Here is a 25,880-nt window from a genome sequence, read left to right as displayed (position 1 = left end):
CATCTGCGGAAGGTTAATACCTTGCCGCATTCCACCGTAGGAGCCAGCCAATGACCAATGCTTCCACCGAATCCTTCTTCAATCGCTCGCTTGCGGACGTCGATCCGGAAATCTTCGGCGCGATCGGAAAAGAGCTCGGTCGTCAACGGCATGAGATCGAACTGATCGCATCCGAGAACATCGTTTCCCGTGCCGTTCTGGAAGCCCAGGGCTCCATCATGACCAACAAATATGCCGAGGGTTATCCGGGCAAGCGCTATTACGGCGGCTGCCAGTTCGTCGATATCGCCGAGGAACTGGCGATCGAGCGTGCCAAGAAGCTCTTCGGCGTCAATTTCGCCAACGTTCAGCCGAATTCCGGTTCGCAGATGAACCAGGCCGTGTTCCTGGCGCTGCTGCAGCCGGGCGACACCTTCATGGGCCTCGATCTCAACTCCGGCGGTCACCTGACGCATGGTTCGCCGGTCAATATGTCCGGCAAATGGTTCAACGTCGTTTCCTACGGCGTTCGCGACGGCGACAACCTGCTCGATATGGACGACGTCGAGCGCAAGGCTAGAGAACACAAACCGAAGCTGATCATCGCCGGCGGCACGGCCTATTCCCGTATTTGGGACTGGAAGCGCTTCCGGGAGATCGCGGACTCGGTTGGCGCCTACCTGATGGTCGACATGGCCCACATCGCCGGTCTCGTTGCCGGTGGCGTGCATCCGTCGCCGTTCCCGCACTGCCATGTTGCGACCACCACCACCCACAAATCGCTCCGCGGCCCGCGCGGCGGCGTCATCCTGACGAATGACGAGGATCTGGCGAAGAAGTTCAACTCCGCCGTTTTCCCCGGTCTTCAGGGCGGCCCGCTGATGCACATCATCGCCGCCAAGGCCGTCGCCTTCGGCGAAGCCCTGCAGCCGTCGTTCAAGGAATATGCCGCCCAGGTCGTCAAGAACGCCAAGGCGCTCGCCGAAACGCTTGTTGCCGGCGGCCTCGATGTCGTCTCGGGTGGCACCGACAACCACCTGATGCTGGTTGACCTGCGCAAGAAGAACGCCACCGGCAAGCGCGCAGAAGCCGCACTCGGCCGCGCCTACATCACCTGCAACAAGAACGGCATTCCCTTCGATCCCGAAAAGCCCTTCGTCACCTCGGGTGTTCGCCTCGGCGCCCCGGCCGGCACGACGCGCGGCTTCAAGGAAGCCGAATTCCGCGAGATCGGTAACCTCATCGTCGAGGTTCTCGATGGTCTGAAGGTCGCCAATTCCGACGAAGGCAATGCCGCCGTCGAAGCTGCGGTCCGCGGCAAAGTGGTGAATCTGACCGATCGCTTCCCCATGTATGACTACATGGGCTAGAGCGCCGTGCGCCCGTTCGGGCGCACAAAGGTCGCTCTAATTCTTTGAATCTACGCATCAGGCTTTCCGAAAATCGGTTCCGATTTTCGGGCCGATGCTCAAGGAGAAGGCATGCGCTGCCCCTATTGCGGTTCGGAAGACACTCAGGTCAAGGATTCCCGCCCGGCGGAGGATAACACTTCTATCCGCCGGCGCCGCATCTGTCCGGATTGCGGCGGCCGCTTCACGACCTTCGAGCGCGTGCAGCTTCGCGAGCTGATGGTCACCAAGAAGACCGGCCGCAAGGTTCCCTTCGATCGTGACAAGCTCGTCCGGTCCTTCGATGTGGCATTGCGCAAGCGCCCGGTCGATCGCGATCGCATCGAGCGCGCTGTCTCCGGCATCGTGCGCCGGCTGGAAAGCTCGGGCGAGACGGAAATCTCTTCCGAGCAGATCGGCCTGCAGGTTCTGGAAGCGATGAAGAGCCTCGATGATGTCGGCTTCGTGCGCTACGCCTCGGTCTATCGAGACTTCTCGCATGCCGAGGATTTCGAAAAGCTGATCGCCGAGCTCAACGCCAAGATCGCCCGCGATCCACTGGACGGCTGACCATGGGCGAGGGGATCGTGCAGCCTGAGGACGAACGCTTCATGGCAGCTGCGATCCGCCTGTCGCGATGGCACACGGGCCAGACTTCCACCAATCCATCCGTCGGCTGCGTCATCGTTCGCGATGGTGCAATCGTCGGCCGCGCCGTGACAGCACTCGGCGGCCGCCCGCATGCTGAGCCGCAGGCGCTCGCCGAAGCCGGTGAACTTGCCCGTGGTGCGACGGCCTATGTCACGCTCGAACCCTGCTCCCATCACGGCAAGACGCCGCCCTGCGCCGAGGCTCTGATTGCCCATGGCGTCGGCCGTATCGTCATCAGCGTCACCGATCCTGATGTCAGAGTGTCCGGTCGCGGTATTGCGATGCTGCAAGCTGCCGGCATCGAGGTGACCTCGGGCGTGCTGGAGGAAGAGGGCCGGCAATCGCTTGCCGGCTATCTCACCCGCCAGACGAAGAACCGCCCCTATGTGACTCTCAAACTTGCTGTTTCTGCAGATGGCATGATCGGTCGAGCAGGGGTAGGGCAGGTGGCGATAACTGGCTCGGAAGCCCGCGCTCAGGTGCAGGCGCTGCGGGCCGAAACCGATGCCATCCTTGTCGGCATCGGCACGGCGATTGCTGACGATCCGCTGCTGACGGTGCGGACACCGGGTCTTGAAGCGCAATCGCCTGTTCGCATCGTGCTCGATCCCGCTTTGGCATTGCCGCTGACGAGCAAGCTCGTCGAGACGGCGCGGGATGTGCCCGTTATTGTGGTGGCGAGTGAAGAGATATCGCCGTTAGGGTCTGAGGAAGGGGCACCCCCCTCTGTCCTGCCGGACATCTCCCCCACAAGGGGGGAGATCGACAAGGGGCCTGCTCCCAGTTCCCCAGCTTCCGATGATGATGTTTCCGCCTCGAGGCCAGATGCGGGGCAGGGGGCTAGCACCCAGCGAATCTCCCCCCTTGTGGGGGGTGAGGTGCGTTCCGGCGAAGCCGGAGCGATCGATCCAGTGAATCGATCGCAGCTCCGAACGTCCGGCAGGACAGAGGGGGGTACCGCACCCACGGATGCCACCGACATGGACTCCCGCCGCACCGCACTCGAAGCCGCCGGCGTCGAGATCCTTTACTGCAATCCCTATCACCCGGAGGTCCTGCTGCCGGCGCTCGCCACACGCGGCATCTCCTCGCTTCTGGTCGAAGGCGGCGCAAAGACTGCGAAGCTTTTCCTCGAAGCCGGTTTCGTCGATCGCATCCAGCTCTATCAGGCGCCTCTCGTCATCGGTGAGGGGGGGATTGAATCCCCATTGCAGGCAACCGACATACCATCCGGCTTTGCCCACAGGGGCACATATATATTCGGCGCGGATCGCCTGGACGAATACGAAAGAGAGACTTGATGTTCACCGGAATTATCACTGATATCGGCACGATCGAATCCGTTTCGGCCCTCAAAGAGGGCATCAAGCTCCGTGTCGCGACAAATTACGATCCGGCGACCATCGATATGGGCGCTTCCATCTCCCATTCCGGCATCTGCCTCACCGTGACCGGCCTGCCGCAGGCGGGCAGCAACGGCCGCTGGTTCGAGGTGGAGGCGTGGGAAGAGGCGCTGCGCCTCACCACCGTTTCCGCCTGGCAGGCTGGCAGCCATATCAATCTCGAACGGTCGCTGAAGATCGGTGATGAGCTGGGCGGCCACATCGTCTCCGGCCATGTCGACGGCAAGGCCGAGATCTTGTCGGTGACGGAGGAAGGCGATGCGACGCGCTACCGCCTGCGCGCGCCGGCCCATCTCGCGAAATTCGTGGCGCCCAAGGGCTCGATTGCCCTCGACGGCACGTCGCTGACCGTCAATGCCGTCGATGGTACGGATTTCGACGTACTCTTGATCCGCCACACGCTCGAGGTCACGACTTGGGGTGAACGCAAGGCTGGCGACTTCGTCAATTTCGAGGTCGATACGATGGCGCGTTACGCTGCCCGCCTCGCTGAGTTCCCTAACGCGAAAACTGAATGATCGGGCCGTTATAGTCCGTCCGCGCCGTTTCCCTGAAACCGAGCTTTTCGGCAACCCTGAGCGACGGTATGTTGTCTGGGCTGATGATGCAGGTCATCACCCGCCCCGGAAACTGTGTCTCGCCCCAGCCGATGATCGCCGTCAGCGCCTCGGTGGCATAACCCTTGCCATGCGCAGATGGCATCAGCGCCCAGCCCACCTCCATCGTGCCTTCGATCGAAGGCTGCATGTCCCGCTTGGCTTCGAGAAAACCGGCTTCGCCGATGAAGCGGCCGCTTTCCTTTTCTTCGATAGCGAAGAAACCGAAGCCCATGTGATGCCACATGCCGGCAATACGCAGCAGCCGTGACCAGCTCTGCTCGCGGCTGGAGGGTACGCCGCTGATGAAACGCACGACGTCTTCGTCGCGCCAGAGCTCGAAATGTGCGTCGAAGTCGTCACGCCGATGCGCGCGCAGAACAAGCCGTCCGGTTTCCAGTGTCGGGATATCGATCATGAAAATGCTCTGAAACGATTTGCGATGAAGGCGCTGATATCAGAAGCCGGGCTCGCCGTCCCAGTAGTCGAGGGCGTTCTCGCCCCGGCCGATGTGATCGAAGGATCTGCCGTCGCGATTGGTCTTGGCGAGAAATTTACCGGAATCGGGATATTCGCAAATCTCGGTCTTCGCTTTGGTCGATAGGCCCAGATAGATCAGCGGCGTCGATCCGGTATTGATGATCTGATGCGCCGTTTCCGGCCCGCCCGCCGGCGCCCCCAGCACATCACCCTTCTTGATCGGATAGCGCTGCTCGCCGAATCGATATTCGCCCGTGCCCTCGATGATGTAGAAGAGCTCGTCTTCCACATGGTGATTGTGGAAAGGGCAGCCGGATTTGCCTGATGGCACTTCATTGTAGCTGATGCCGAGATTGGTGAGCCCGAGCTGGTTTCCGAAAGACGTGTCGCGGCTCTCGAAAAACCTTCCCTTCGTCCAGTGTTCGAGGGAGAGATCGGCCGTGTTGATGACCGGTTTTGCATTCGTCGCCATGGGGTCCTCCGCTTTGGCGAGAAAACAATCCTATCCGGCGGAAAATGCAACAGCGATTTCGATAAAAGGCGAGTATGGGCGGTGAGGAGATCAGCCGCCCATGCTCGCCTTCCAAGTTGGCAGCCTCAGCGAACGTAGAACGTAATGCTGCCGTCGGCTGCCTGTTCGGCGTTCACGACATTGCGGATAGCGATGCCATCATTGTTGAGCTTGTGTGCCAGCGACCTGTTGGCGTCGATGGAAGCCTGGATGGCGTGGATAGCGCTTTCCGAGCGCTGGGGGGCGGAGCGCGGGCCGGTGGTTTCGTCGTCGAGATTGTGCCAGTCGTAGACCGGCTGGATGTCGAAGTCGCCTTGGAAGGTGCGAAGCGTCTGCTCGATACCTTGGGCGGTATTCATGCCGAGGCTTTCAGCCCGGCTGACGCCGGCAAATGCAAGGGAGGAGAAAGCGGCGGCGATGGCGATTTTAGCAACGCGGTTCATGATGGTATCCTTTCGTCTGCTGTGACGGTCGGCTGTCGTTGCAGGGGATCGTCGGTGTTGCGACTGGGATTTGGCACTGCAGCATTGTCGTTTCAATGGCGTAAGTAACTGAAAATAAATTAAAAATTGTTCATGAAATCCGCCTTGGATTTGCCGTTTTTGCGCCACCCGGCTAGGCATGTTTTTCACGTCGTTGCGCCCGACAGTGGCGAGCTCCGCTATCCCATTGCAGATATTTTGTCTTTCCTTTTGGAGCGCCACCCGAATTTGCTTGCCATTCGCTCGAAGGCATGTTTTGACCGCGGCCTGCCCGAGTGGAAAATGCCCCTCCAACCGAAGGTGAACCATGCCGAAAGAGACCGCTCCCCATATTTTGATCGTCGAAGCACGCTTCTATGACGACATGGCCGATGCTCTTCTCGAAGGCGCGACCTTCGCGCTGGAAGAAGCCGGCGCCACGTTTGACGTCGTCACCGTGCCCGGCGCGCTGGAAATTCCGGCGGCGATTGCCATGGCGCTCGATGGCGCGGATAATGACGGCACGCAGTATGACGGTTTCGTTGCACTCGGCATGGTCATCCGCGGCGAAACCTATCATTTCGACATCGTGTCGAACGAGTCTTCGCGCGCGCTCATGGATCTCGCCGTCAGCGAGTCCCTTGCCATCGGCAACGGCATCCTGACCGTCGAGAACGATGAACAGGCCTGGGTGCGTGTACGCCGCTCGGAAAAGGACAAGGGCGGTTTTGCCGCCCGTGCAGCTCTCACCATGATCGAGCTGAAGAAGAAGTTGGGTGCATAAAGAATGACTGACGAAAATACCGAACGACCGGTCAAGGCTGCCAACCAGCGGGGTGCTGCGCGTCTTGCGGCTGTGCAGGCGCTTTATCAGATGGATATCGGCGGCACCGGCGTTCTGGAAATCGTGGCGGAATACGAGGCCCACCGCCTCGGCCAGGAACTTGACGGCGAAACCTATCTGAAGGCCGATGCCGGCTGGTTTCGCTCGATCGTCTCAGGCGTCGTGCGCGACCAACTCCGTCTTGACCCGCTGATCGCCTCCGCCCTGCAGGACGATTGGGCGCTGTCGCGTCTGGACAGCACCGTCCGCGCCATCCTGCGCGCCGGTGTCTTCGAACTCGTCGACCGCAAGGACGTTCCGATCGCCGTCATCGTCACCGAATATGTCGAGATCGCTCGCGCCTTCTTCGACGATGATGAGCCGAAGCTCGTCAATGCCGTTCTGGACCGCATCGCCAAGCAGGTGCGCGGCGAGCAGAAGAAATAGGCACTTAGCCGCCAAACGATCCCTCCCGTTCTTTCTGCGGAACTGCAAGGCTTTTGAGGTTTTGCAGTCTTGACGCGACGTTATCGACCACGCAATCTCCACTCGCCTGCTGGGCGTTTCTGTGGAGAGGAGTCGATTCAGCAGCGTTCGTCGCCGGAGAAGGAGTGAGCTCCGGCTTATGGGAGGAAAGAGCGAATGACCATTCTTTTATTGGTAATCGCATGTGGCCTGCTCTCGGTGGTCTACGCCATCTGGGCAACCCGGTCGGTGCTTGCTGCCGATCAGGGCAACAGCCGCATGCAGGAGATCGCGGGCTATATCCGCGAGGGCGCACAGGCCTATCTGACGCGTCAGTACAGAACCATTGCCATCGTCGGCATTGTTGTTTTCATTGCAGCATGGCTGCTCCTTTCCGCCACGGCCGCGATCGGGTTCCTGATCGGCGCCGTCCTCTCGGGTGCTGCCGGCTTCATCGGCATGCACGTCTCCGTCCGCGCCAACGTGCGCACCGCCCAGGCAGCGTCCACGAGCCTCAAGGCCGGCCTCGACATCGCCTTCAAGTCCGGTGCGATCACCGGCCTTCTGGTTGCCGGCCTCGCGCTGCTCGGCGTCTCCATCTATTATTATGTACTGACGATCGTACTCGGCCATGAGGCAGGCTCGCGCGAAGTCATCGACGCCCTCGTGGCGCTCGGCTTCGGCGCTTCGTTGATCTCGATCTTCGCCCGTCTGGGCGGCGGCATCTTCACCAAGGGCGCCGATGTCGGCGGCGACCTCGTCGGCAAGGTCGAGGCCGGAATCCCTGAAGACGATCCGCGTAACCCGGCAACCATTGCCGATAACGTCGGCGACAATGTCGGCGATTGCGCAGGCATGGCGGCCGACCTTTTCGAAACCTATGCGGTGTCCGTCGTCGCGACCATGGTTCTGGCAGCAATCTTCTTTGCCGGTGCACCCATCCTCCAGTTGGCCATGATCTACCCGCTGGCAATCTGCGGCACCTGCATCATCACCTCGATCATCGGCACCTTCTTCGTCAAGCTCGGCCCGAACGGCTCGATCATGGGCGCCCTCTACAAGGGCCTTATCGTGACCGGCCTTCTGTCGATCATCGGCCTTGGTGCCGCGACCTCGCTGACGGTCGGCTGGGGTTCGCTCAGTCAGGTCGCCGGCTTCGACGTTACCGGCACGAAGCTCTTCTTCTGCGGTCTCGTCGGCCTCGTCGTCACAGCGCTGATCGTCGTCATCACCGAATATTATACCGGCACCGGCAAGCGCCCGGTCGTATCGATCGCCCAGGCATCGGTCACCGGCCACGGCACCAACGTCATCCAGGGCCTCGCGGTATCCCTGGAATCGACGGCGTTGCCGGCACTCGTCATCGTCGGCGGCATTCTTGCCACCTATCAGTTCGGCGGCCTGTTCGGCACCGGCATCGCGGTCACCGCCATGCTCGGCCTTGCCGGCATGATCGTGGCGCTCGATGCCTTCGGCCCGGTCACGGACAATGCCGGCGGCATTGCCGAAATGTCCCATCTGCCACCCGAAGTGCGCAAATCCACGGATGCGCTCGATGCCGTCGGCAACACGACGAAGGCCGTCACCAAGGGTTACGCGATCGGTTCGGCCGGTCTCGGCGCGCTGGTGCTCTTTGCGGCCTATGCGAACGACCTGCAATATTTTGCCGCGCATCCCGACCAGTATCCTTATTTCCAGAATATCGGCACGATTTCATTCGATCTGTCGAACCCTTACGTGGTTGCCGGTCTGCTGTTCGGGGGCCTGATTCCCTATCTCTTCGGTGGCATCGCCATGACCGCCGTCGGCCGTGCCGCCGGCGCGATCGTCGAGGAAGTGCGCAAGCAGTTCCGCGAAAAGCCCGGCATCATGCAGGGTACGGAGAAGCCTGATTATGGCAAGGCAGTCGATCTGTTGACCAAGGCGGCGATCCGCGAAATGATCATACCGTCGCTGCTGCCGGTGCTGGCGCCTGTCGTCGTCTATTTCGGCGTGCTGATCATCTCCGGCTCCAAGGCGTCGGCCTTTGCAGCACTTGGCGCATCGCTGCTTGGCGTCATCATCAACGGTCTCTTCGTCGCGATCTCGATGACCTCGGGCGGCGGCGCCTGGGACAATGCCAAGAAGAGCTTTGAGGACGGCTTCGTCGACAAGGACGGCGTGCGCCACATGAAGGGCTCGGACGCCCACAAGGCGTCAGTGACGGGTGATACCGTCGGCGATCCCTACAAGGATACGGCAGGTCCCGCCGTCAACCCGGCGATCAAGATCACCAATATCGTAGCCTTGCTGCTGCTGGCGGTTCTCGCAAGCTAAGACGCTTCAAGCGAATGAAACAAAACCCGCCGGATCGCTCCGGCGGGTTTTGCATATGGGAAACCGCTTGCTTTAGCGCAGGCTGGACGGGTTCTGCGGCGTGCCGCCGGCGCCGCCACCGAAGAGGCTCTTGGCCGCATTCGCCGCGCTGCCGCCGGACAGCATCTGCTGCAGGAAGGTGAGTTCCCGACCGCCGGTCGGCGTGACGCGAGCAATCGTGTCGAACACCTTGCCGTCCTGCAGGGTGTAGTTGGCGCGGCGGGTAACGACGCCGTCCTTGTCGAAATAGATGGCGAGAATGCTCTGGGCGGTGACGCGCAGCTTCTGGAATGCCATCGAGCGCTGGCGGCGCTGCGAGATGTAATAGAAGACCTCCCCGTCGAAGGTTGCCGTGGTCGAGGGCGTGCCGAGCGACAGCAGCACCTGCTCACGACTGGAACCTTCAGGCACCAGCGCCAACGACTGCTCGTCGACGATATAGCCGCCGTTCAGCACGGTGCTCGTCTGGCATCCTGAGAGTGTGGTGGCGGAGGCGATTATGATGGCAATGGCCGCATTGCTGAAGAATTTCATGTCTGACTTGAAATACCGTTTCTTCAACGACATCTACTCCCTTGAGTATCGATAGCAGCCATTCCAAACACTGCGTGCTTCCTCCTGCAAAACCATTGTGGCCATTCCGGGGTCGAATTCTCCCGATCTGCCTCGTTGTGCACCGGAGCGCACCTGTCTCGAAACCGGCCACGAACGGCATTGCAATTCGCGCCTGCTTCGGTAAACCAGCTTTCGAAATCATGCAACAAGGCCCGGTGCCGCTCGGCGCCAAGAATGCGGTATTTCCGGAAAAAACAAATGATCTTCGGGCTCTTCGGTAAGAGAAACAGCAACCAGACCATCGTCGACCGGCAATACGCCGCGCTGACGGCCGCCGCTCGCATGCCGGAGCTCTATGAGCGCCTTGACGTGCCCGATACCGTCATGGGCCGCTTCGAGATGCTGTCGATCGCCATGATCCTGTTTTTCCGCCGCACCCGGACCTCCGGGACGAGCGGCCAGGAGATCGCCCAGGAAATCGTCGATGCTTTTTTTCAGGATATCGACTATTCGATCCGCGAACTCGGAATCGGCGACAACAGCGTGCCGAAGCGCATGAAGAAGCTCGCAGGCATGTTTTATGGACGGCTGGAAGCCTATTCGAAGGCCATGGATGCCGGCGATGCTGCCGCACTTTCCGTGGCCCTCCAGCGCAATATTTATCCCGAAGCAGCCGAGCCCGCCGACATGAGCGGGCTGGCGCAATGGATGGTGGCGGCTGAAGCCCACCTGTCGGCCATTCCCGAAGAGGCGATCGCCACCGGTTCGGCGACGATCCCTGGGGTCGCCTGAGGAGTAGAATCATGAAGAAAGATCTGAGCGAGATTCCTTTTTCCTATCCGGTCAAGGTCGGCCACATTTCCGCCAATCCGGTCGAGGTCCGCGTGAGCGCCGACAAGGACGAGCTGAAGGCGCTGGCCGAAAGCTGGAACGTCTTGTCGGTGGACGATCTCCATGCCGACCTGCAGATCAACAGGTGGAAGCGCGACGGCATCCGCGTCAAGGGACGCGTGCAGGCGAAGATCGTCCAGTCCTGCATCGTCACGCTCGAGCCGGTCGAATCTGCAATCGATGAGACCTTCGAGCAGATCTTCGTGCCGGAAAATTCCAAGCTTGCCCGCCATCCCGCCAATGATACCGGGGAAATGGTGCTGGATCCCGACGGTCCGGACCTGCCTGAAGTCTTTACCGGCGATACGATCGATGCCGGCGAGATCGTCGCGGAATTCGCAGCACTCGCCATCGATCCCTATCCGCGCAAGGAAGGCGTGGAGTTCGAGGCCCATATCGAGGATACGGGGGAAAATGACCGGAAGCCCTCTGCATTTGCCGCGCTCAAGGACTGGAAAAAGGACTGAAGCAACACCGGCATTTGCCATAATTCAGTTGTAAGCGACGCCAAAACCGGTATTTTGGCCGAAATTTCGCCCCTGAGGCGAAAGAGAAGGATCAGGGACGCGTGATCAGAATATCTCTCGACCTCATGGGTGGCGACTTTGGTCCCCAGGTTGTCATCCCCGGTGCTGCCAAGGCGCTGGACAGGCACCCGGATATTTCCTTCGTCTTTTACGGCATCAAGGAACAGTGCGACCCGGTTCTGGCGAAGTTTCCCAAGCTCAGGGAAAAGTCGACCTTTCACGATTGCGAACTTGCCGTCAGCATGGAAGAGAAGCCGAGCCAGGCGCTGCGCCGCGGCCGCTATGTCTCCACCATGTGGCGCACCATCGAAGCGGTGAAGTCGGGCGAGGCCGATGTCGCCGTTTCCGCCGGCAATACCGGCGCGCTCATGGCAATGGCCAAGTTTTGTCTGCGCACGATGGCCAATATCGAACGCCCGGCGATCGCCGCCATCTGGCCGACGATGAAGGGCGAAAGCATCGTACTCGATGTCGGCGCCACGATCGGCGCCGATTCGCAGCAATTGATGGATTTCGCGCTCATGGGCGGCGCCATGGCGCGCGCGCTCTTCGAGGTTGAGCGTCCGACCGTCGGCTTGCTGAATGTCGGCGTCGAGGAAATCAAAGGTCAGGAAGAAGTCAAGGAAGCTGGCCGCCTGCTGCGGGAAGCCAATCTCGATTCGCTCGAATATTCCGGCTTCGTCGAAGGTGACGATCTCGGCAAGGGTACCGTCGATGTCGTGGTTGTCGAAGGCTTTTCCGGGAATATCGCGCTGAAGGCTGCGGAAGGTACGGCCCGGCAGATCGCCGGCTATCTTCGCGCTGCCATGTCGCGCACGCTGCTTGCCCGCATCGGCTATCTCTTCGCCAAGAGCGCCTTCGACATGCTGCGTGAGAAGCTCGATCCGAGCAAGGTCAATGGTGGCGTGTTTCTCGGCCTGAACGGCATCGTCATCAAGAGCCACGGTGGGGCGAATGCCGAAGGCATCGCCGCGGCCATCGAAGTCGGTTATGACATGGCCAAGAATGGCCTGACCCAGAAAATAGAAAACGATCTCAAAAAATACCATGCCAAGCGGCTGCCCCCGATGGGGCCGGAAGCCGCGTGAGCAACGAGGTTCAAGCAATATGATCCGATCTGTGGTTCGCGGCTTCGGGGCTGCACTGCCGAAACGCGTAATGACCAACCGGGAAATGGAAGGTATCGTCGACACGTCGGACGAGTGGATCGTCCAGCGGACCGGCATCCGCCAGCGCTACATTGCCGGTGATGACGAAACCACGGCATCGCTCGGCGAGGCGGCAGCACGTGCGGCGCTCGCAAATGGCGGCCTGACGCCTGACGATATCGACGTGATCATCTGCGCGACCTCGACGCCTGACAACACCTTCCCGGCGACGGCGGTCAATATCCAGAACCGTCTCGGCATGGCGCATGGCTTTGCCTTCGACGTCCAGGCCGTCTGCACGGGGTTCGTCTATGCGGTCACGACGGCTGACGCCTATATCCGTGGCGGTCTTGCCAAGCGCGTGCTCGTCATCGGCGCTGAGACCTTCTCCCGCATCCTCGACTGGAATGACCGCACCACCTGCGTGCTTTTCGGTGACGGCGCCGGCGCGATCGTGCTGGAAGCAGCCGAGGGCGAGGGAACGGCGGCAGACCGCGGCGTGCTGACCGCGCATCTGCGCTCCGATGGTTCGCACAAGGACAAGCTCTATGTCGACGGTGGTCCGTCCTCGACCGGTACGGTCGGCAAGCTGCGCATGGAAGGCCGCGAGGTCTTCAAATATGCCGTGGGCATGATTACCGACGTCATCCAGGCCGCTTTCGATTCGACCGGTACGACATCAGAGGATCTCGACTGGCTGGTCCCTCACCAGGCCAATCGCCGCATCATCGATGGTTCGGCCAAGAAGCTGAACATTGCCCCGGAAAAGGTCGTCATAACAGTCGATCTGCATGGCAATACGTCTGCTGCCTCCATTCCGCTGGCTCTTGCGACGGCTGCCGGCGACGGACGCATCAAGAAGGGCGATCTCGTGATGCTGGAAGCGATGGGCGGCGGCTTCACCTGGGGCGCGGCTTTGCTGCGCTGGTAGGCACGAATCCTAAAAAACTGGCGGCGAACAAGAGCTTGACCGTGAGGCACAAGACAAATAATCTTCGTCCACTTTCACAAAATATTTTCTATTGGGCGGGGAAACCATGACCGGAAAGACAGTTACGCGAGCAGACCTGGCGGAATCCGTTTTTCGGAAGGTCGGTCTCTCCCGGACGGAATCTGCTGAGCTCGTCGAAACGGTCATCGACGAGATTTGCAACGCCATCGTACGCGGCGAGACCGTCAAGCTCTCCTCTTTCGCAACCTTCCAGGTGCGCGACAAGAACGAGCGCATCGGCCGCAACCCGAAGACCGGCGAGGAAGTTCCGATTTCACCCCGTCGCGTCATGACCTTCAAGGCCTCGAATGTGCTCAAGACGCGCATTCTCAAGTCCCATGTTGCCCGGAAGGGCAAAACCAAGCCGCAAAACCCGGCTGCCTGATCATCTTTTTTCCCGCTGAACGGAAACTTTTGCCGCGTCGCTCCTCCGGCTGTGCGCAACGCGAAGACGTGACTTGAATTCGCGGCTCCAAACCGTTGAAATATGATGAGTCGCCGTTTTGGATGGATCCGCGAGGTCGCGTAGCAGTATGACGTTGGACAAGAGCCCGGATGCCTTTCGCACCATCAGCGAAGTTGCTGATGATCTTGACCTGCCGCAGCATGTGCTGCGCTTTTGGGAAACCCGTTTTCCGCAGATAAAGCCGATGAAGCGTGGCGGTGGCCGGCGTTATTACCGGCCGGAGGATGTCGATCTCCTGAAAGGCATCCGCCATCTGCTCTATGATCATGGTTATACGATCAAGGGCGTGCAGAAGCTCTTGAAGACCAACGGCAACAAGTTTGTCGTCGCGGTTGGTCACGGCGATCTTGCAAGCGTCGAGGCACTCTCGGCCAACGTGGGCGATATTGTCGCAGGTGAACCGCGCGTTGCTATGGCGGAAGAGGACCAGATCGTCGGCCGCGCCAAGCCGCCGATTACGCGCCGCTTCTTCAATTTCGTCAGCGGCGAGGACGATCAGCCGGAAATCTCGGTCGGCAAGTCGAGTGTCGGCAAGGAGGACCGCGCGCTTCTCCAGGAAGCGCTTTACGATCTCCTGGAATGCAAGCGCCTGCTCGATCAGGTGCGCTAAAGCACGTCGCGCAGCGGTTTTGCCGTGACGACACGCGTGAGGCAGGAACCTGAGGCGTTACCGGCGAATCAGAAAGATCGCGATTCGCTTCAGGTCTGCATGCCCTTGAGCGCTTTTTCGAGATCGGAGAGCTGGAACGGTTTTCTGAGGACAGGCAAGCTTGAACTGCTGCCTTCGGGCGCGCTGCCATATCCCGTCGCAAAGACATAGGGCTTGCCGAGTGTCTCAAGCAGTTTCGCGACCGGCAGCGAACTCTTTCCAGCCAGCGATACATCAAGGATAGCTGCGTCGAATTCCTTGTTCTGGGCCGCATCGAGCGCCTGCTCCAGATCCGCAACACTGGCGGTCACGCGATAGCCGAGATCCCCAAGCATCTCCTCAAGCAGCATGGCGATCAGCGCATCGTCTTCGACGATGAGTATGTCTTTCATGGTCCCGTCCGCCCTTGCGCAGCTCGTGCCTGGCCCTTTGCTGGGTGTCACGGCTTATGTGTCCTAAGCCGGCTGCTCGTCAAGGCTGCGGAGCCAGCCATCGGAGAGAACGCCAGCCATGCTTCATGGTTGCCCGCCGACGCGGCGCACTGGCCGACATCAAGAGCATCCTCATCCCAAGGTCAACCATGCGAGCCGAGGTTGACGCAGCTCCCGCGCTCGGTTAGTCGCGGAGGCTTGACGCCTCCGCTTCGCAAGGAACCTCCTGTGTCCGCTTCCCATCGCGTTCTCGACAAGACCTACGATGCCTTCCTCTTCGATATGGACGGCACGGTGCTGAACTCCATCGCCGTCGTCGAGCGCGTCTGGAGCGATTGGGCTGTCCGCCACGGCTTCGAGCCGGAAGTCCTGCTCAAGACCATCCACGGCGTTCGTGCATCCGATGCTATCAGGCAGCTCGGTCTTCCCGGCGTCGATCCGGTCGCCGAAGCCAAGCTCCTTCTGAAGGAGGAGATGGAGGATTTCGAAGGTATCATCGAGATTCCGGGTTCCATCCGCTTCCTGAATGCGCTGCCCGCCGATCGCTGGGGCATCGTCACCTCCGCGCCCATCGAACTCGCCCGTCGCCGTATGGCGGCAGCGGGCATTCCCATGCCGAAAATGATCGTCAGTGGTGAAGAAGTATCGGCAGGCAAGCCGAGCCCGGAATGTTATCTGCTTGGCGCAAGCCGTCTCGGCGTCGATCCCGCCCGCTGCCTGGTCTTCGAGGACGCGGTTGCCGGCATTCTCGCCGGCGAGGCCGCCGGCGCAGATGTCACCGTCATCGCCGAAACCCATGCGACGCCCTTCGAGACGCCGCACTTCACGATTTACAACTATGCCTCTTGGCAGCCGCGCATGACGGCGGACGGCAGGCTCACATTGTCCGCACTATGAGTGGCGGGCGAAGGGTTTCAGAATTTGTGCCCACGCCGGGCTCAGAGCTTGACGCGATTGCCCTTGTTGTCGATCATCTGCAGCACCTTGCCATCCGTCTTGATCGAGACGCAGTCGGTCTGCTTGTTGGGAAAAAGAACGCAGATCTGACCGTCTGAAATCTTGTAGCCGTTCTTATTGCCTTGGCGGTATTCATAGCCGTTCGAGGCCTTCCGCAGGTCGCTGGCGCCGTTCAGAAGCTGTCGGATTTCATTTTCCTTGGCGTTCCGGAACTGGACGTTTTCTGCCAATGCGATATGCGAGGAGGCCAGCGTTACGATCACGCCGATGAGAAGTGAGCGGCTTGGCAGCATGTGGTAAACTCCAGGCAATGGTCTGCGGCAGATTGAAGAGAGTGAAATGATCAGGGTCGTTCTTACCTTAGCTTTAGCAATGCTTGCCAGTAATGCAATGGCTGTCGATCCGACGAATCCGCGCGTCGACCGCCAAAACCGCGAGGATTGCCGCCGTTTTCCGGAGCGCTGCGCCGGCGACGACCGCAACCGCAACCGCCGTGACTATTATCGCGACAATACGCGCCAGGGCTCCGGACAATATATCTATCGCGGCCAGCGCCGCATATGGACCGATGAATCGCGCTAAGCACCTCGTTTTGCTCTTCGACCGGGATCTTCCGGTCGACCCTCGGCAGTGTAAGAATGGCAACCAAACCACGCCCCTCGATGTCGTAAGACCTTGGTCCATGTCGAAAGCTCCGTGATCGTGGTATTCGGCCGCGTAGGAGTGGTGACGAACCAAGGGGAGAGAGATGCAGATATCGATCATCGCGGAACTGCAGACGGCTCGAAGCAATCTTGCCACGCTTGGGGCGACCGACCGCCGTGTAATCGTGGCGCGCATCCACAGCTATCTCCAGGAATACCGGGACGATATTCTCGGACACGTGCCTGCGGACCGACGCACGTGGATCGAACGATTGATCGCATCCCTTTCGACCAAGACTTCCGCAGATCGCCTTGTTGGACAACGAGGAATTCCGTTCCGTGCTTGCCGAATTCGAAAAACTCCTCGTCCTGCTCGAAGACCTGACGTCCTCCTGGGACGGCTTACCCCACACCATTCACTGAGGCATTCGCTGGCTCGTCGCGCCCTCACGCCGGAGAGCGACGTGTCATTCGGCGGAGCAAGGATGAAGAGCGATCGGCTTCACGCCACAGGATCGTGGTCAGACGCAGGAGGCGATGTCTGGGAATTTCCGGGACTGATCGCGCGCTACGCTCCGCCGTCCGGTTGGCCGCGAAGTCAACCGGCTGTTTTAGACTGAGATTTCAAGGGATTAAATGGTCGGGGCGACTGGACTCGAACCAGCGACCCCTTGACCCCCAGTCAAGTGCGCTACCGGGCTGCGCTACGCCCCGACCTGCCGAAACGGCTTGCTCCTGTTAGACTTTTCGGTTTTTGGACGCAAGGGAAAAATGCCGCCGCGATCATAAAACGGAACTTGTTCAATGGAATGTCTGCCGGGCAGCTTTTACTCTGCCTCTCCGGTGCTGCCTGGAATCCTCAAAACCGGCTGATGACTGCCGAAAAAAGTCTGCGCAAAGCGTCAAAAGTCCTTGCATACGCCGAGGCGGCATGGAAATTCTTTCGCTGGTGAGCAATGTGGCGTTAAGCTGGAGACGGCATCTTGCCGAAATAATGTAGATTTCCGGTTGCAGTTTCTAAGCTGATAAATTTCCGGTAAAATATTTCCTTAATATTTTGACTCGATATTCCTGCTTAATGAAGGAGATTTATTATATATTCAGTGAAGTCTACCTTTGGCTGAAGCCAAGCGTCTGCGACATTTCCAATTTTTGACGTCTGAAACTGAAATTTATTCGCAATTTTGTTGCTGAACGTGTAAGCAAGGGAAATCGTAGGAAAGCGTAGTTTCGGGCGTATGACGATCGACAGTAACAGGCAGGATTGCCGGCAGACCCTTGCCGCTGCGTTTAAGGCCCTCTCCGAGGAGGCCGTGAAAGCCGGCTGGCCGGAAGGGGATGTTGCCCTTGCGCTTGCGGAGCTTGCCGAAGAATATGTGGCCGAGGTCGGCGCCAAGGCGATCGTCGAAGGCTTTAACCAGTTGCAGCTCTATGCAGCGAGCGGCCGGCTGAAATTCTGAGCCGAATCTTCAATTCTTACACCAATAGTTCAGCGGTTCCGGCAGCCTCCACGAAGGGAGGTCTGTGCTGCGCTTTTCAGCCGGTCCACCACATAGAGGCAGTGCTGGAGCGCTATGTGATACTCGCGGCCGCTTGGCCAGTCAGCGTTTGAGGTATTCGAAGGCTTCCCAGGCGATTGCGACAATGAAGCCGCTGCTTGGAGATTTGACACTCACGGGCAAACGGAAGCGTTTTCGTTCACGGCTCCTCATTCCATATGCATTCCAAACGGACCATAACGCACGAGGCACGAGATTGTTCCCGACGATTTAATTGCGCGGTTGCTAAAATTTCGGGCTACGCGCATAATGAGAAAGAGGCTGACAGGGAGGGCGTCGGCTGCGCAACATGACGATGCGTTGTGCCCTCTAAGGGAAATGTGGCGCGATGTTGAAATCGTCAGTTCACCCCCAGGATTTACCGCTCTTCTCGGAAGATATCGACCTGCTGTCGCGGGTTTTGAGCCAGGTTTGCGATGACAGCGGCATCACTCCCCGCACGCCGGAAGCCGACCGGATCGGTGCAGCCCTCATCCAGCTTTACAGGCAGGGCGTGAAGGACAGCGGCAAGCTGACCATTCTGGCCAAGACCTATCTCTAAAGCTCAGGTCTGCTCGATCGAGACACTGTTCTTGCCGATGCTCATCTCGATGCCTTCGGGTTTGCGCGCTTCGTGGAAGATATGACGTCTGAGACGGCGCCTGGTTCCGTCAATCGTCGTTGGCAGCGTTGAGGTTTTCCGGCCTGATGCCGTCATCGTTGGAGCTGCGGGCGCGCAGGCGTATGCCAGGGCCGCCTTCATCCTGGTTGCCGCTGGCGATGAAGATGATGCCGTGGGCTTCCAGCGTGTTGCGCACGTCGATCGCGGCGCGCGTCTCACCCACCCATTCGCCGTTTTCCAGCGCCTGGACTGTTTCGACGGAGTGTCCTGCATGAGCTGCGAGATCCTCGATGCTCATGCCGATCATGGCGCGTGCGCCGCGTATCTGTGTCCCTGTAATCATGCCGGAAATTTAGCGCTTTTGCCGAACTTCTCAAGTGTCTGTGAGCGGCTCGAGCGCTTGTGGCGAACTTCCAGCGCAGCACAACCCCAGACGATGCCGAACAACAGGTAGACGTGCCGCCAGTGGTCGATATCGATCACGTTGCCGATCGCCGCATGGCCGAGAACGGAAATCCACGCGACCATGAGAAAAGGCTGCCACGGCCGGTCGAGCAATATGTTGCGGAAGCCGAGATACAGCGTCCAGCACAACATGCCGACATAGCTGACGAAGCCCAGCCAGCCATAGGTGGTCAGCGATTTCAACCAGATATTGTGTTCGTCTTCCGGAAACATGGTGCCGAAGACCAGCGGTCCTATGCCGAGCGGCCGTTCCATCATCATCTGGAAGCCGATGCGATGGCGATCGAAACGGCCGAGGTGTTCACCGTCATATTGCTGCACGAGCTGGGCGCGGGCGGAGAAAAGCTCGCTGACCTTGGGAACCTGCAGCGCGACCAGCAGCGAGGCCACCATCAGGATGATCGCGCCGAGCGACAGGATCAGCACACGCAGCCGGAAGGCGCCACTGCGTTCTTTCAGCAGCATCACGAAAATCAGCACGATCACGACAAAGGCGAAAAGGCCCCAGGCTGCACGCGAGAAGGAGAGGAAGATGCCGAGCGCCAGGATGAGCAGCGCTCCCGCTTTGATCGGTAACGTCTTGAGATTTCCGGCGAGAATGCCGTGGACGAGGTAAAGCCCCGGCGGCACGAGGAAAGGGCCGAAGACATTCGGGTCCTGGAAGGCGCCCTTGGCGCGGTCGTAAAGCGTGAAGACTTCCAAGCCCGGAAAGGCGTGGAAATAGCCGAGGATGCCGAGCAGGGACGTGATAACAGCCGCAAAGCTCCAGGCATTGAAGATCAGCGGCAGCCGCTTGTGGCTGTCCTCGATGATCGCGGCGTAGAAGATGGATGTCAGTGCCAGGAAGGTGGAGACGGCAATATACATCGGGCCGGTCGCCAGGTCCCGCATCTGGGTGAGCGACAGCATGCCGCCGATATTGAAGGTCAGAAGCAGCGCCAGCAGCGGTGCGGTGGTGCGGGATATCTTCAGGCCGAGGATGAACCAGAGGCCGATCAGCCCTGCCATCCACAGTTCATAAGGCGCCGGCTCGTCGATGACGAAGCCGGAAAGAAAGACCCCGAAAGCGACCGCCGCCGAGCCGATGAGGCGCAGCGTCAGCCGTTGCGGCTGGGCCACGCGCACATGGGAGGCGTCGATCGCGCTCAATAGGCGTTTTCCGTGTTGAGCAGCCGGATCGGCGTCAGGAACAGGATCTTGAGATCGAACCAGAGCGACCAGTTCTCGATATAATAGAGATCGTAGGCCGTGCGGAACTTGATCTTCTCTTCATTGTCCACTTCGCCGCGCCAGCCGTTGATCTGCGCCCAGCCGGTGACACCGGGCTTGACGCGGTGGCGGGCGAAATAACCGTCGACGATATCGGCGAAAGCGCGTTCGCGCGCCTGCGCGAGCACGGCGTGCGGACGCGGGCCGACCAGCGAAAGTTCGCCCTTCAGCACGTTGAAGAGCTGCGGCAGCTCATCGATCGAGGACTTGCGGATGAAGCGGCCGACAGGGGTGACACGGGGATCGCCCTTGGTGACGGCAGCCCTTGCCGTCGGATCGCCCATGCTGGCGTACATGGAGCGGAACTTGAAGACGTTGATGATCTCGTTGTTGAAGCCATGGCGCTTCTGCATGAAGAAGACCGGCCCTTCCGAAGTCGCCTTCACGGCGATCGCTGTCGCCAGCATGACAGGCCAGAGCAGGCAGAGCGCGATGATGGCGAAGAAGATATCGAAAGCGCGCTTGGCAACGGAATCCCAGTCGCGGATCGGCTTCTTGAAAATGTCGAGCATCGGCACCGCGCCCACGTGCGAATAGGCGCGAGGCCGGAAACGCAGGCGATTGGCGTGTGCGGCAAGGCGGATATCGACCGGCAGCACCCAGAGCTTCTTCAGAAGTTCGAAGATGCGTGCTTCGGCAGACAGCGGCAGCGCGATGATCAGCATGTCGATGCGTGTCATCCGCACGAATTCCACGAGTTCGCTCACCGTGCCGAGCTTCGGATAGCCTGCGACCATGATCGGCGAGCGCTTCTCGCCGCGGTCGTCGAAGATGCCGCAGATACGGATGTCGTTATCCGCCTGCTGCTCCAGCATGCGGATCAGTTCCTTGGCCGGTTCGCCGCCACCGACGATGACGGCGCGGCGCTCCATGATGCCGTTGCGCGCCCAACTGCGCACGCCCTGCGCCACGAGGAAGCGCTCGATAACCAGGAAGAGCGCACCGGCAATAAACCAGATACCGTAGGATTCCGCAGTCGCTGCGCTGAGACCGCGCAAGAGCGAGAAGCTGCCTGTTGTCAGCACGAAGACGATGGCGAATGCTGCGAACGCACGCGGCAGATACCGCACGCGGGCTCTAAGAGCCGGAATGGAATAGGCATCGGCAAGTTGAAGCGCCACCACGATCAATGCTGAAACGACAGCCGCCATGACAGCCCGCATCGCGATACTGTCGCTGCCATCGCCGGGTGCGAAATAGAAGATGACAAGGCCGATGACGAACTGCGTCAGGAATTCCAGCAGCCGCAACTGGCCGATAATGATGACAGGCGAGTAGGTCCCGTCACGGAATTGCTCGGCAATCCGACGGGCATAGGGATTGATGGGAGGCGTCTCGCCGGCGGCATGCGTAGAGGCGTCGCCGCGCGTCTCTGTATCAGAGACCTGCTTGCGCAGGGCTTCCACGTCGAACTGTCCGCTCTTTTCCAGCTTGTTCATGGGGCTTCATCGCTCGTTGATGTGAGCGGGATAACAGAAAGCCCCTAAGAAACTTTTACGAGGCGGCCGGGATTGCCTGTGCCGTAGCGGGATTGACGAGCTCGCCGTAGAGTTTCAGCACTTCGCGGGCCATGACTGGGGCGGAAAAGACCGACTTGACCGCGTCGGGAGAAGGCATGACCTTGTCGTGCCAGCCGGGCACTGTCAGTGCTTCAGCCATCACCCGCGCCAAGTCGTCGGAGTCCCCCGGTGTCACCAGTGCGGGACTGTCTGTTCCAAGCACCTCGGGAATGCCGCCGACACGCGAGGCGATGACCGTCTTGCCGGCGCCGAGCCCTTCCAGAACGATGTAAGGCATGGCTTCGGCGCGGGAGGGAACGACGAGATTCTGCGCCATGGAGAACGCCTCCCTCACGCGCATGGCCGGCAGCATGCCGATGCGCTTGCCGAGGCCGCGCTCGACCATCATCTCGCGATAACGGTCGCGTTCCGGCCCGTCGCCGATCATCAGCGCCGAAAGCGGCCGGCCGAGCAGGCGCTCGGTCTTGGCGAAGGCGTCGATGAAAAGATCCGGGCCTTTGAGATCGCGCAGCATGCCGACATAGATGAAATGTACGGCGTCGGAGCGGGTCGGAATATCGGAAAAATCCCGTGCGCCGATGCCGTTATAGATCAGCCGGTTCATGACCCGGGGCCGGCCCACCTTGGTCGCATAGGTTTGTCGCTCGTACTCGCAGATGAAGACCAGCGCATCGGTAAAATATTCCTGCAGCCGCTCCATGCGCAGCACGAACTGGCCGAGCATGGAGGCGCGGGAGTAATGCAGGCTTCCGCCATGCGCAGTATAGAGGCGGGCTACGCGATACCTGTTGACCCGCAGGGCTGAGCCGGCAAGCCGCGCGAGCACGCCGCCCTTGGCGCCATGCCCATGCAGCACATCCGGCCGCAAGCTCCTGATTTCCTTGAATGTATTCCAGAGAACCGCTGCATCCGACGGGCTGATGGAGCGCCGTATCGGAATGCGCATCAGACCGAGCGAAAGATAGGGGCGGATATCGTCGAAGAGACTGTCCTCATATTCGCCGCCAGTCGAACTGTCGCAGATGATGCCGATATCATGGCCCGCCCGGCTGTGTTCCTCCACGAGATCGCGGACATGACGGAAAATTCCACCAACCGGCGAGCGGAAGCAGTGAAGAATGCGGAGGGGCCTCTGCTCTATCATCGGCTAGAAAAGCCGTTCGCGGACATAGATCGTGTCGCCGGCGATGATCGGGCCGGAAATATTGACGCGGCCCGTCAGCACCTGTCCGTTGATCTTGCGCGTGACGTCGACCATGCTCTGGTTGGCACGGCTGGTGAAGCCGCCGGCAACTGCGATGGCGTTCTGCACCGTCATGCCGGGTACATAGGCATATTGGCCGGGCTGGCCGACTTCGCCCATGATGAAGACGGAACGATACCGGTCGACATCGATGGTGACATCAGGATCGCGAAGATAACCCTGCTGCAGCTTCTGGGCGATCTGGCCCGAGAGTTGCTGCAGGGTGCGGCCGCGAGCAGGGACCTGGCCGATAAGGGGGAATGCGATATAGCCGGCCTGATCCACCGTATAGGTATTGGTCAGCGTTGCCTGATCGAAGACGGTGATGCGCAGGCGGTCGCCGCTGTCGAGCGAATAGGGCTGGATCGTCGCCTGGTTGAAGGCCTTCGGCGCCGGCCGATAGGTAGTGCAGCCCGCCAGTGCAGCCATCATGGCGACAAGGCTCATAGCCATCAGGATCTTGGGCTGGACGAAGGGCATCCGCTTGCTCACAGGAAGATAATTCGGTCGGGCCGTTATCGATCTATTAGGGTTAATGCCCGGTAAAAAAACCGCCGATTTCCTCAAATCCTTTATCAGGAGCATCGTATTTGCGAGGGAGTTGCCATTAACCGTTGAGTTACCATGGTCGTTTACGCTTGGGGCAGTTCGTATTGGAGTAATGAGTATGTCCCGCGTAGCGAGTGATCAGGATGTGGACATCGACCTCGGCCAGCTTGTGCGCGCGGTCTGGGCACGTCGTCTGAGAATATTGACGATCACCGCATTGGGTGCGGCCGTCGCTTTTGCCGGCGCCAAGATGGTTTCGCCGCAATATCGCAGCGAGACACGCGTCCTCATCGAACCGCGCGCTCCGGCCTTTGCCAATACGCAGACGAGTGACGCCAATGCCGGACCGCTGCTCGACGAGCTGAATATCGCCAGCCAGGTGCAGCTTCTGCAATCGGCCGACCTTATCAAGCAGGTCATCAACAATCTGAAGCTCTACAATCTGCCGGAATTCGATGCTGCCGCGAACGGCTCCGCGCTCACCGATATCCTCGTGGCGCTGCACCTGAAGAAGAACCCGCTGGAAAATCCGCCGGAAGAGCGTGTCATCGACGCCTTCACCCAGCGCCTGCAGGTCTATCAGGTGCCGGGCTCGCGCGTCATCGGCATTACCTTCACCTCGAAGGATCCGAAGCTCGCCGCGAGCATTCCGAACGCCATGGCGCAGGTCTACCTGGCGATCCAGAGCGGCGCCAAGCTCGCCTCCAACTCGGAAGCGACGCGCTGGCTCGAACCGGAGATCGACAGCCTGCGCCAGAAGGTGAGCGAGGCCGAGAAAAAGGTCGCCGATTACCGCACGACCCACGGCCTGTTGCAGACCAATGGCACGACGACCTTCACTGCGCAGCAGCTCAACGACATCTCCGTCGAACTGACCCGCGTGCGCACCGACAAGGCGAATGCCGAGGCGAGGGCACAAGCCGTGCGCAATGCGCTGTCATCGGGCGAAGCCTCCGACACGCTTGGGGATATCATGTCGTCGCAGTCGATCCAGCGGCTGAAGGCGACGGAATCCGGGCTGCAGTCGCAGATATCAGACCTGCAGACGAGCCTGCTCAACAATCATCCGCGGCTGAAGAGCCTGCGTGCCCAACTTGCCGATATCCGCACGCAGATCCGCCAGGAAACGCAGAAGATCCTTGCCAGCATCGAAAACGAGACGAAGGTTGCCGATCTGCGCGCCAAGGAACTGGAGCAGCAGTCCGATAGGCTGCAGGCCAACAGCGCCAGGGCGGGCGAGGACGCAGTGGGTCTTAACGCACTGGAGCGGGAGGCGAACGCCCAGCGCCAGCTTCTCGAAACCTACCTCGTCCGCTACCGCGAAGCCGCTTCGCGTGCCGACCGGAATTCCAGCCCGGCGGACGCCCGTATCGTTTCGAAAGCGATCGAGCAGGTCGATCCTTATTTCCCGAAAGTCGTGCCGATCGTCATCGTTGCTGCGGTCGCAACCCTCATCATGAGTGCGATCGTCATCATGCTCTCCGAACTCTTCAGTGGCCGCGCGCTTCGCCCGGTCGAGCCTCTGGATGTCGAATCCCGCACCATCGAAGACAGCGTCGAGGACGAAGAGCAGGGCGGAGCAGCACCCCTTGCTGCGGGAACGGCTCCCGTTTCCGCAGCAAGGCTTGCCAAGCCCAGCATGCTGACGGCAGCGGTCGACGACGAGGAGCCGCAAGCCGAGCCGGTCGAGGAAGCGCCTGCCGACGAGAACGAGTTCTCCGTCTCTTCCGTCGCAAGCTATCTCGCCGACTGCCGTGCACCGCTCGCCGTTTCCATATCCCCAACCGGTGATAATGGTTCTGCCGCAACAGTTGCCTTGGCACGCCTGCTGGCCGATGACGGACGCCGGGTGATCCTGATCGACATGACCGGCTCCGGCTATCCGACCGAGTTCATGGCCGAAAACCCCGAGGCACCGGGCGTTACCGATCTTCTCTGCGGCGAGGCTGCCTTCGGCGAGACGATCCACGGCGACCGGTTTTCCGATGCGCATCTGATCCCGCAGGGTGTGAGTGATGTACGTCGCGCCATGCGAGGCGCCGATCGGCTGTCGCTGCTGCTCGATGCTCTGTCATCGGCCTACGATATCGTCATCGTGGAATGCGGCGCGGCCGATGTCGCCGGCGTGTCAAGACTGACGCGCAGCAAGGAGATCGAGATCATCCTGTCTCTGCCTGAGATCGAAGAAGCTGCCTTCGTCGGCCTGATGCAGGATTTCCAAGGTGCCGGCTACGAGCGTGTGGTACTGATGTCGGGTGGCGAAGAGGCCGCGATGCGCAGCCCCGCACGCCATGCTGCCTGAT

The 25,880-nt window shown here is 60.2% G+C and carries 28 protein-coding genes, 1 tRNA gene and 1 pseudogene; 18 read left to right on the top strand and 12 right to left on the bottom strand.

The window, feature by feature from the left end:
* Nucleotides 1–50: 50 nt before the first annotated feature.
* The 4 genes from glyA (at nucleotide 51) to FHT82_RS12445 (ending at nucleotide 3,939) form a co-directional block, all read left to right on the top strand.
* Nucleotides 51–1,349 (top strand): serine hydroxymethyltransferase, encoded by a 1,299-nt coding sequence (gene glyA, locus FHT82_RS12460; protein WP_183730491.1) that lies wholly within the window; start codon nucleotides 51–53, stop codon nucleotides 1,347–1,349.
* A 111-nt stretch (nucleotides 1,350–1,460) separates the two neighbouring features.
* A complete protein-coding gene (gene nrdR / locus FHT82_RS12455; RefSeq protein WP_183730489.1) occupies nucleotides 1,461–1,937 on the top strand; it encodes a transcriptional regulator NrdR in 477 nt (158 codons plus the stop codon).
* A gap of 2 nt (nucleotides 1,938–1,939) precedes the next feature.
* The gene (gene ribD, locus FHT82_RS12450) at nucleotides 1,940–3,319 is read left to right on the top strand and encodes a bifunctional diaminohydroxyphosphoribosylaminopyrimidine deaminase/5-amino-6-(5-phosphoribosylamino)uracil reductase RibD (protein WP_183730487.1); all 1,380 of its coding nucleotides are present in this window, start codon (nucleotides 1,940–1,942) and stop codon (nucleotides 3,317–3,319) included.
* Complete coding sequence (locus FHT82_RS12445) at nucleotides 3,319–3,939, top strand: riboflavin synthase (protein WP_183730485.1); 621 nt, start codon at nucleotides 3,319–3,321, stop codon at nucleotides 3,937–3,939. Before ribD ends, FHT82_RS12445 begins: the two co-directional genes overlap by 1 nt.
* On the opposite strand, the gene FHT82_RS12440 is transcribed toward FHT82_RS12445, so the two are convergent.
* The 3 genes from FHT82_RS12440 to FHT82_RS12430 form a co-directional block, all read right to left on the bottom strand.
* The gene (locus FHT82_RS12440; protein WP_183730483.1) at nucleotides 3,920–4,435 is read right to left on the bottom strand and encodes a GNAT family N-acetyltransferase; all 516 of its coding nucleotides are present in this window, start codon (nucleotides 4,433–4,435) and stop codon (nucleotides 3,920–3,922) included. The two genes, FHT82_RS12445 and FHT82_RS12440, sit on opposite strands and share 20 nt — an antisense overlap.
* A 39-nt stretch (nucleotides 4,436–4,474) precedes the next feature.
* Nucleotides 4,475–4,969, bottom strand: coding sequence for a cupin domain-containing protein (locus FHT82_RS12435; RefSeq protein WP_183730481.1), 495 nt, complete (start codon nucleotides 4,967–4,969; stop codon nucleotides 4,475–4,477).
* A 125-nt stretch (nucleotides 4,970–5,094) separates the two neighbouring features.
* Nucleotides 5,095–5,451, bottom strand: coding sequence for a hypothetical protein (locus tag FHT82_RS12430; RefSeq protein WP_183730479.1), 357 nt, complete (start codon nucleotides 5,449–5,451; stop codon nucleotides 5,095–5,097).
* Nucleotides 5,452–5,797: 346 nt separating this feature from the next.
* Between FHT82_RS12430 and ribH the strand changes: the two genes are divergently transcribed.
* The 3 genes from ribH (at nucleotide 5,798) to FHT82_RS12415 (ending at nucleotide 9,073) form a co-directional block, all read left to right on the top strand.
* On the top strand, nucleotides 5,798–6,253 hold the full coding sequence (gene ribH / locus FHT82_RS12425) for a 6,7-dimethyl-8-ribityllumazine synthase (RefSeq protein WP_183730477.1): 456 nt from the start codon (nucleotides 5,798–5,800) through the stop codon (nucleotides 6,251–6,253).
* A gap of 3 nt (nucleotides 6,254–6,256) precedes the next feature.
* Nucleotides 6,257–6,739 carry a transcription antitermination factor NusB gene (nusB, locus tag FHT82_RS12420; protein WP_183730475.1) on the top strand — a complete coding sequence of 161 codons (483 nt, stop codon included), beginning with the start codon at nucleotides 6,257–6,259 and terminating at the stop codon, nucleotides 6,737–6,739.
* Nucleotides 6,740–6,934: 195 nt separating this feature from the next.
* On the top strand, nucleotides 6,935–9,073 hold the full coding sequence (locus tag FHT82_RS12415; protein ID WP_183730473.1) for a sodium-translocating pyrophosphatase: 2,139 nt from the start codon (nucleotides 6,935–6,937) through the stop codon (nucleotides 9,071–9,073).
* A gap of 72 nt (nucleotides 9,074–9,145) precedes the next feature.
* On the opposite strand, the gene FHT82_RS12410 is transcribed toward FHT82_RS12415, so the two are convergent.
* Entirely contained in the window at nucleotides 9,146–9,679 is a 534-nt protein-coding gene (locus FHT82_RS12410; protein ID WP_183730471.1) for an outer membrane protein assembly factor BamE, read from the bottom strand.
* Nucleotides 9,680–9,867: 188 nt separating this feature from the next.
* On the opposite strand from FHT82_RS12410, the pseudogene FHT82_RS12405 reads away from it, so the two are divergent.
* The 6 genes and pseudogenes from FHT82_RS12405 to FHT82_RS12380 all read left to right on the top strand — a co-directional run bounded on the left by FHT82_RS12405 (nucleotide 9,868) and on the right by FHT82_RS12380 (nucleotide 14,300).
* Nucleotides 9,868–10,459 (top strand): annotated as a pseudogene (locus FHT82_RS12405) (ubiquinol-cytochrome C chaperone family protein).
* Between the two features lie 11 nt (nucleotides 10,460–10,470).
* A complete protein-coding gene (locus FHT82_RS12400) occupies nucleotides 10,471–11,025 on the top strand; it encodes a DUF177 domain-containing protein (RefSeq protein WP_183730467.1) in 555 nt (184 codons plus the stop codon).
* A 101-nt stretch (nucleotides 11,026–11,126) separates the two neighbouring features.
* A complete protein-coding gene (plsX, locus tag FHT82_RS12395) occupies nucleotides 11,127–12,173 on the top strand; it encodes a phosphate acyltransferase PlsX (protein ID WP_183730465.1) in 1,047 nt (348 codons plus the stop codon).
* A gap of 19 nt (nucleotides 12,174–12,192) precedes the next feature.
* The gene (locus FHT82_RS12390) at nucleotides 12,193–13,164 is read left to right on the top strand and encodes a beta-ketoacyl-ACP synthase III (protein ID WP_183730464.1); all 972 of its coding nucleotides are present in this window, start codon (nucleotides 12,193–12,195) and stop codon (nucleotides 13,162–13,164) included.
* Nucleotides 13,165–13,270: 106 nt separating this feature from the next.
* Entirely contained in the window at nucleotides 13,271–13,609 is a 339-nt protein-coding gene (locus FHT82_RS12385) for an integration host factor subunit alpha (protein WP_007819963.1), read from the top strand.
* Nucleotides 13,610–13,757: 148 nt separating this feature from the next.
* Entirely contained in the window at nucleotides 13,758–14,300 is a 543-nt protein-coding gene (locus FHT82_RS12380; RefSeq protein ID WP_183730462.1) for a MerR family transcriptional regulator, read from the top strand.
* 89 nt (nucleotides 14,301–14,389) lie between these two features.
* Here the strand turns inward: FHT82_RS12380 and FHT82_RS12375 are convergent, their stop codons facing one another.
* Complete coding sequence (locus tag FHT82_RS12375) at nucleotides 14,390–14,731, bottom strand: response regulator (RefSeq protein WP_183730460.1); 342 nt, start codon at nucleotides 14,729–14,731, stop codon at nucleotides 14,390–14,392.
* A 267-nt stretch (nucleotides 14,732–14,998) separates the two neighbouring features.
* Here FHT82_RS12375 and FHT82_RS12370 point away from each other — a divergent pair, with 267 nt between their 5' ends.
* On the top strand, nucleotides 14,999–15,667 hold the full coding sequence (locus FHT82_RS12370) for an HAD family hydrolase (protein WP_183730457.1): 669 nt from the start codon (nucleotides 14,999–15,001) through the stop codon (nucleotides 15,665–15,667).
* A gap of 41 nt (nucleotides 15,668–15,708) precedes the next feature.
* On the opposite strand, the gene FHT82_RS12365 is transcribed toward FHT82_RS12370, so the two are convergent.
* Nucleotides 15,709–16,020, bottom strand: coding sequence for a hypothetical protein (locus tag FHT82_RS12365; protein ID WP_183730454.1), 312 nt, complete (start codon nucleotides 16,018–16,020; stop codon nucleotides 15,709–15,711).
* A 79-nt stretch (nucleotides 16,021–16,099) separates the two neighbouring features.
* Between FHT82_RS12365 and FHT82_RS12360 the strand changes: the two genes are divergently transcribed.
* Nucleotides 16,100–16,309, top strand: a complete 210-nt coding sequence (locus FHT82_RS12360) for a hypothetical protein (protein WP_183730451.1) — start codon at nucleotides 16,100–16,102, stop codon at nucleotides 16,307–16,309.
* A 699-nt stretch (nucleotides 16,310–17,008) separates the two neighbouring features.
* On the opposite strand, the gene FHT82_RS12355 is transcribed toward FHT82_RS12360, so the two are convergent.
* Nucleotides 17,009–17,085: transfer RNA gene (locus tag FHT82_RS12355), tRNA-Pro, on the bottom strand.
* Nucleotides 17,086–17,609: 524 nt separating this feature from the next.
* Here FHT82_RS12355 and FHT82_RS12350 point away from each other — a divergent pair.
* Both FHT82_RS12350 and FHT82_RS12345 read left to right on the top strand, forming a co-directional pair.
* On the top strand, nucleotides 17,610–17,831 hold the full coding sequence (locus tag FHT82_RS12350; RefSeq protein ID WP_183730448.1) for a hypothetical protein: 222 nt from the start codon (nucleotides 17,610–17,612) through the stop codon (nucleotides 17,829–17,831).
* Nucleotides 17,832–18,258: 427 nt separating this feature from the next.
* Nucleotides 18,259–18,471: a hypothetical protein gene (locus FHT82_RS12345; protein ID WP_183730446.1), complete on the top strand. Its 213-nt coding sequence runs from the start codon at nucleotides 18,259–18,261 to the stop codon at nucleotides 18,469–18,471.
* A gap of 109 nt (nucleotides 18,472–18,580) precedes the next feature.
* Here the strand turns inward: FHT82_RS12345 and FHT82_RS12340 are convergent, their stop codons facing one another.
* From FHT82_RS12340 to FHT82_RS12320, 5 genes are read right to left on the bottom strand one after another with little or no spacing between them, the layout of a single operon-like run.
* Complete coding sequence (locus FHT82_RS12340; protein WP_183730444.1) at nucleotides 18,581–18,874, bottom strand: DNA-binding protein; 294 nt, start codon at nucleotides 18,872–18,874, stop codon at nucleotides 18,581–18,583.
* Nucleotides 18,871–20,145, bottom strand: a complete 1,275-nt coding sequence (locus FHT82_RS12335) for an O-antigen ligase family protein (RefSeq protein ID WP_183730441.1) — start codon at nucleotides 20,143–20,145, stop codon at nucleotides 18,871–18,873. Before FHT82_RS12335 ends, FHT82_RS12340 begins: the two co-directional genes overlap by 4 nt.
* Nucleotides 20,142–21,704, bottom strand: a complete 1,563-nt coding sequence (locus FHT82_RS12330; RefSeq protein ID WP_183730438.1) for an undecaprenyl-phosphate glucose phosphotransferase — start codon at nucleotides 21,702–21,704, stop codon at nucleotides 20,142–20,144. Before FHT82_RS12330 ends, FHT82_RS12335 begins: the two co-directional genes overlap by 4 nt.
* Before the next feature lie 55 nt (nucleotides 21,705–21,759).
* Nucleotides 21,760–22,929 carry a glycosyltransferase family 4 protein gene (locus FHT82_RS12325; RefSeq protein WP_183730436.1) on the bottom strand — a complete coding sequence of 390 codons (1,170 nt, stop codon included), beginning with the start codon at nucleotides 22,927–22,929 and terminating at the stop codon, nucleotides 21,760–21,762.
* A gap of 3 nt (nucleotides 22,930–22,932) precedes the next feature.
* On the bottom strand, nucleotides 22,933–23,508 hold the full coding sequence (locus FHT82_RS12320; protein WP_183730433.1) for a polysaccharide biosynthesis/export family protein: 576 nt from the start codon (nucleotides 23,506–23,508) through the stop codon (nucleotides 22,933–22,935).
* A gap of 187 nt (nucleotides 23,509–23,695) precedes the next feature.
* Between FHT82_RS12320 and FHT82_RS12315 the strand changes: the two genes are divergently transcribed.
* A complete protein-coding gene (locus FHT82_RS12315; RefSeq protein WP_183730430.1) occupies nucleotides 23,696–25,879 on the top strand; it encodes a Wzz/FepE/Etk N-terminal domain-containing protein in 2,184 nt (727 codons plus the stop codon).
* The last annotated feature ends 1 nt before the right edge of the window (nucleotide 25,880 follow it).

Source organism: Rhizobium sp. BK275 (assembly GCF_014193555.1).
Taxonomy (GTDB): domain Bacteria; phylum Pseudomonadota; class Alphaproteobacteria; order Rhizobiales; family Rhizobiaceae; genus Rhizobium.
Note: the sequence above shows the minus strand (reverse complement) of the source record. Positions and strands in the feature narration are given on the sequence as shown.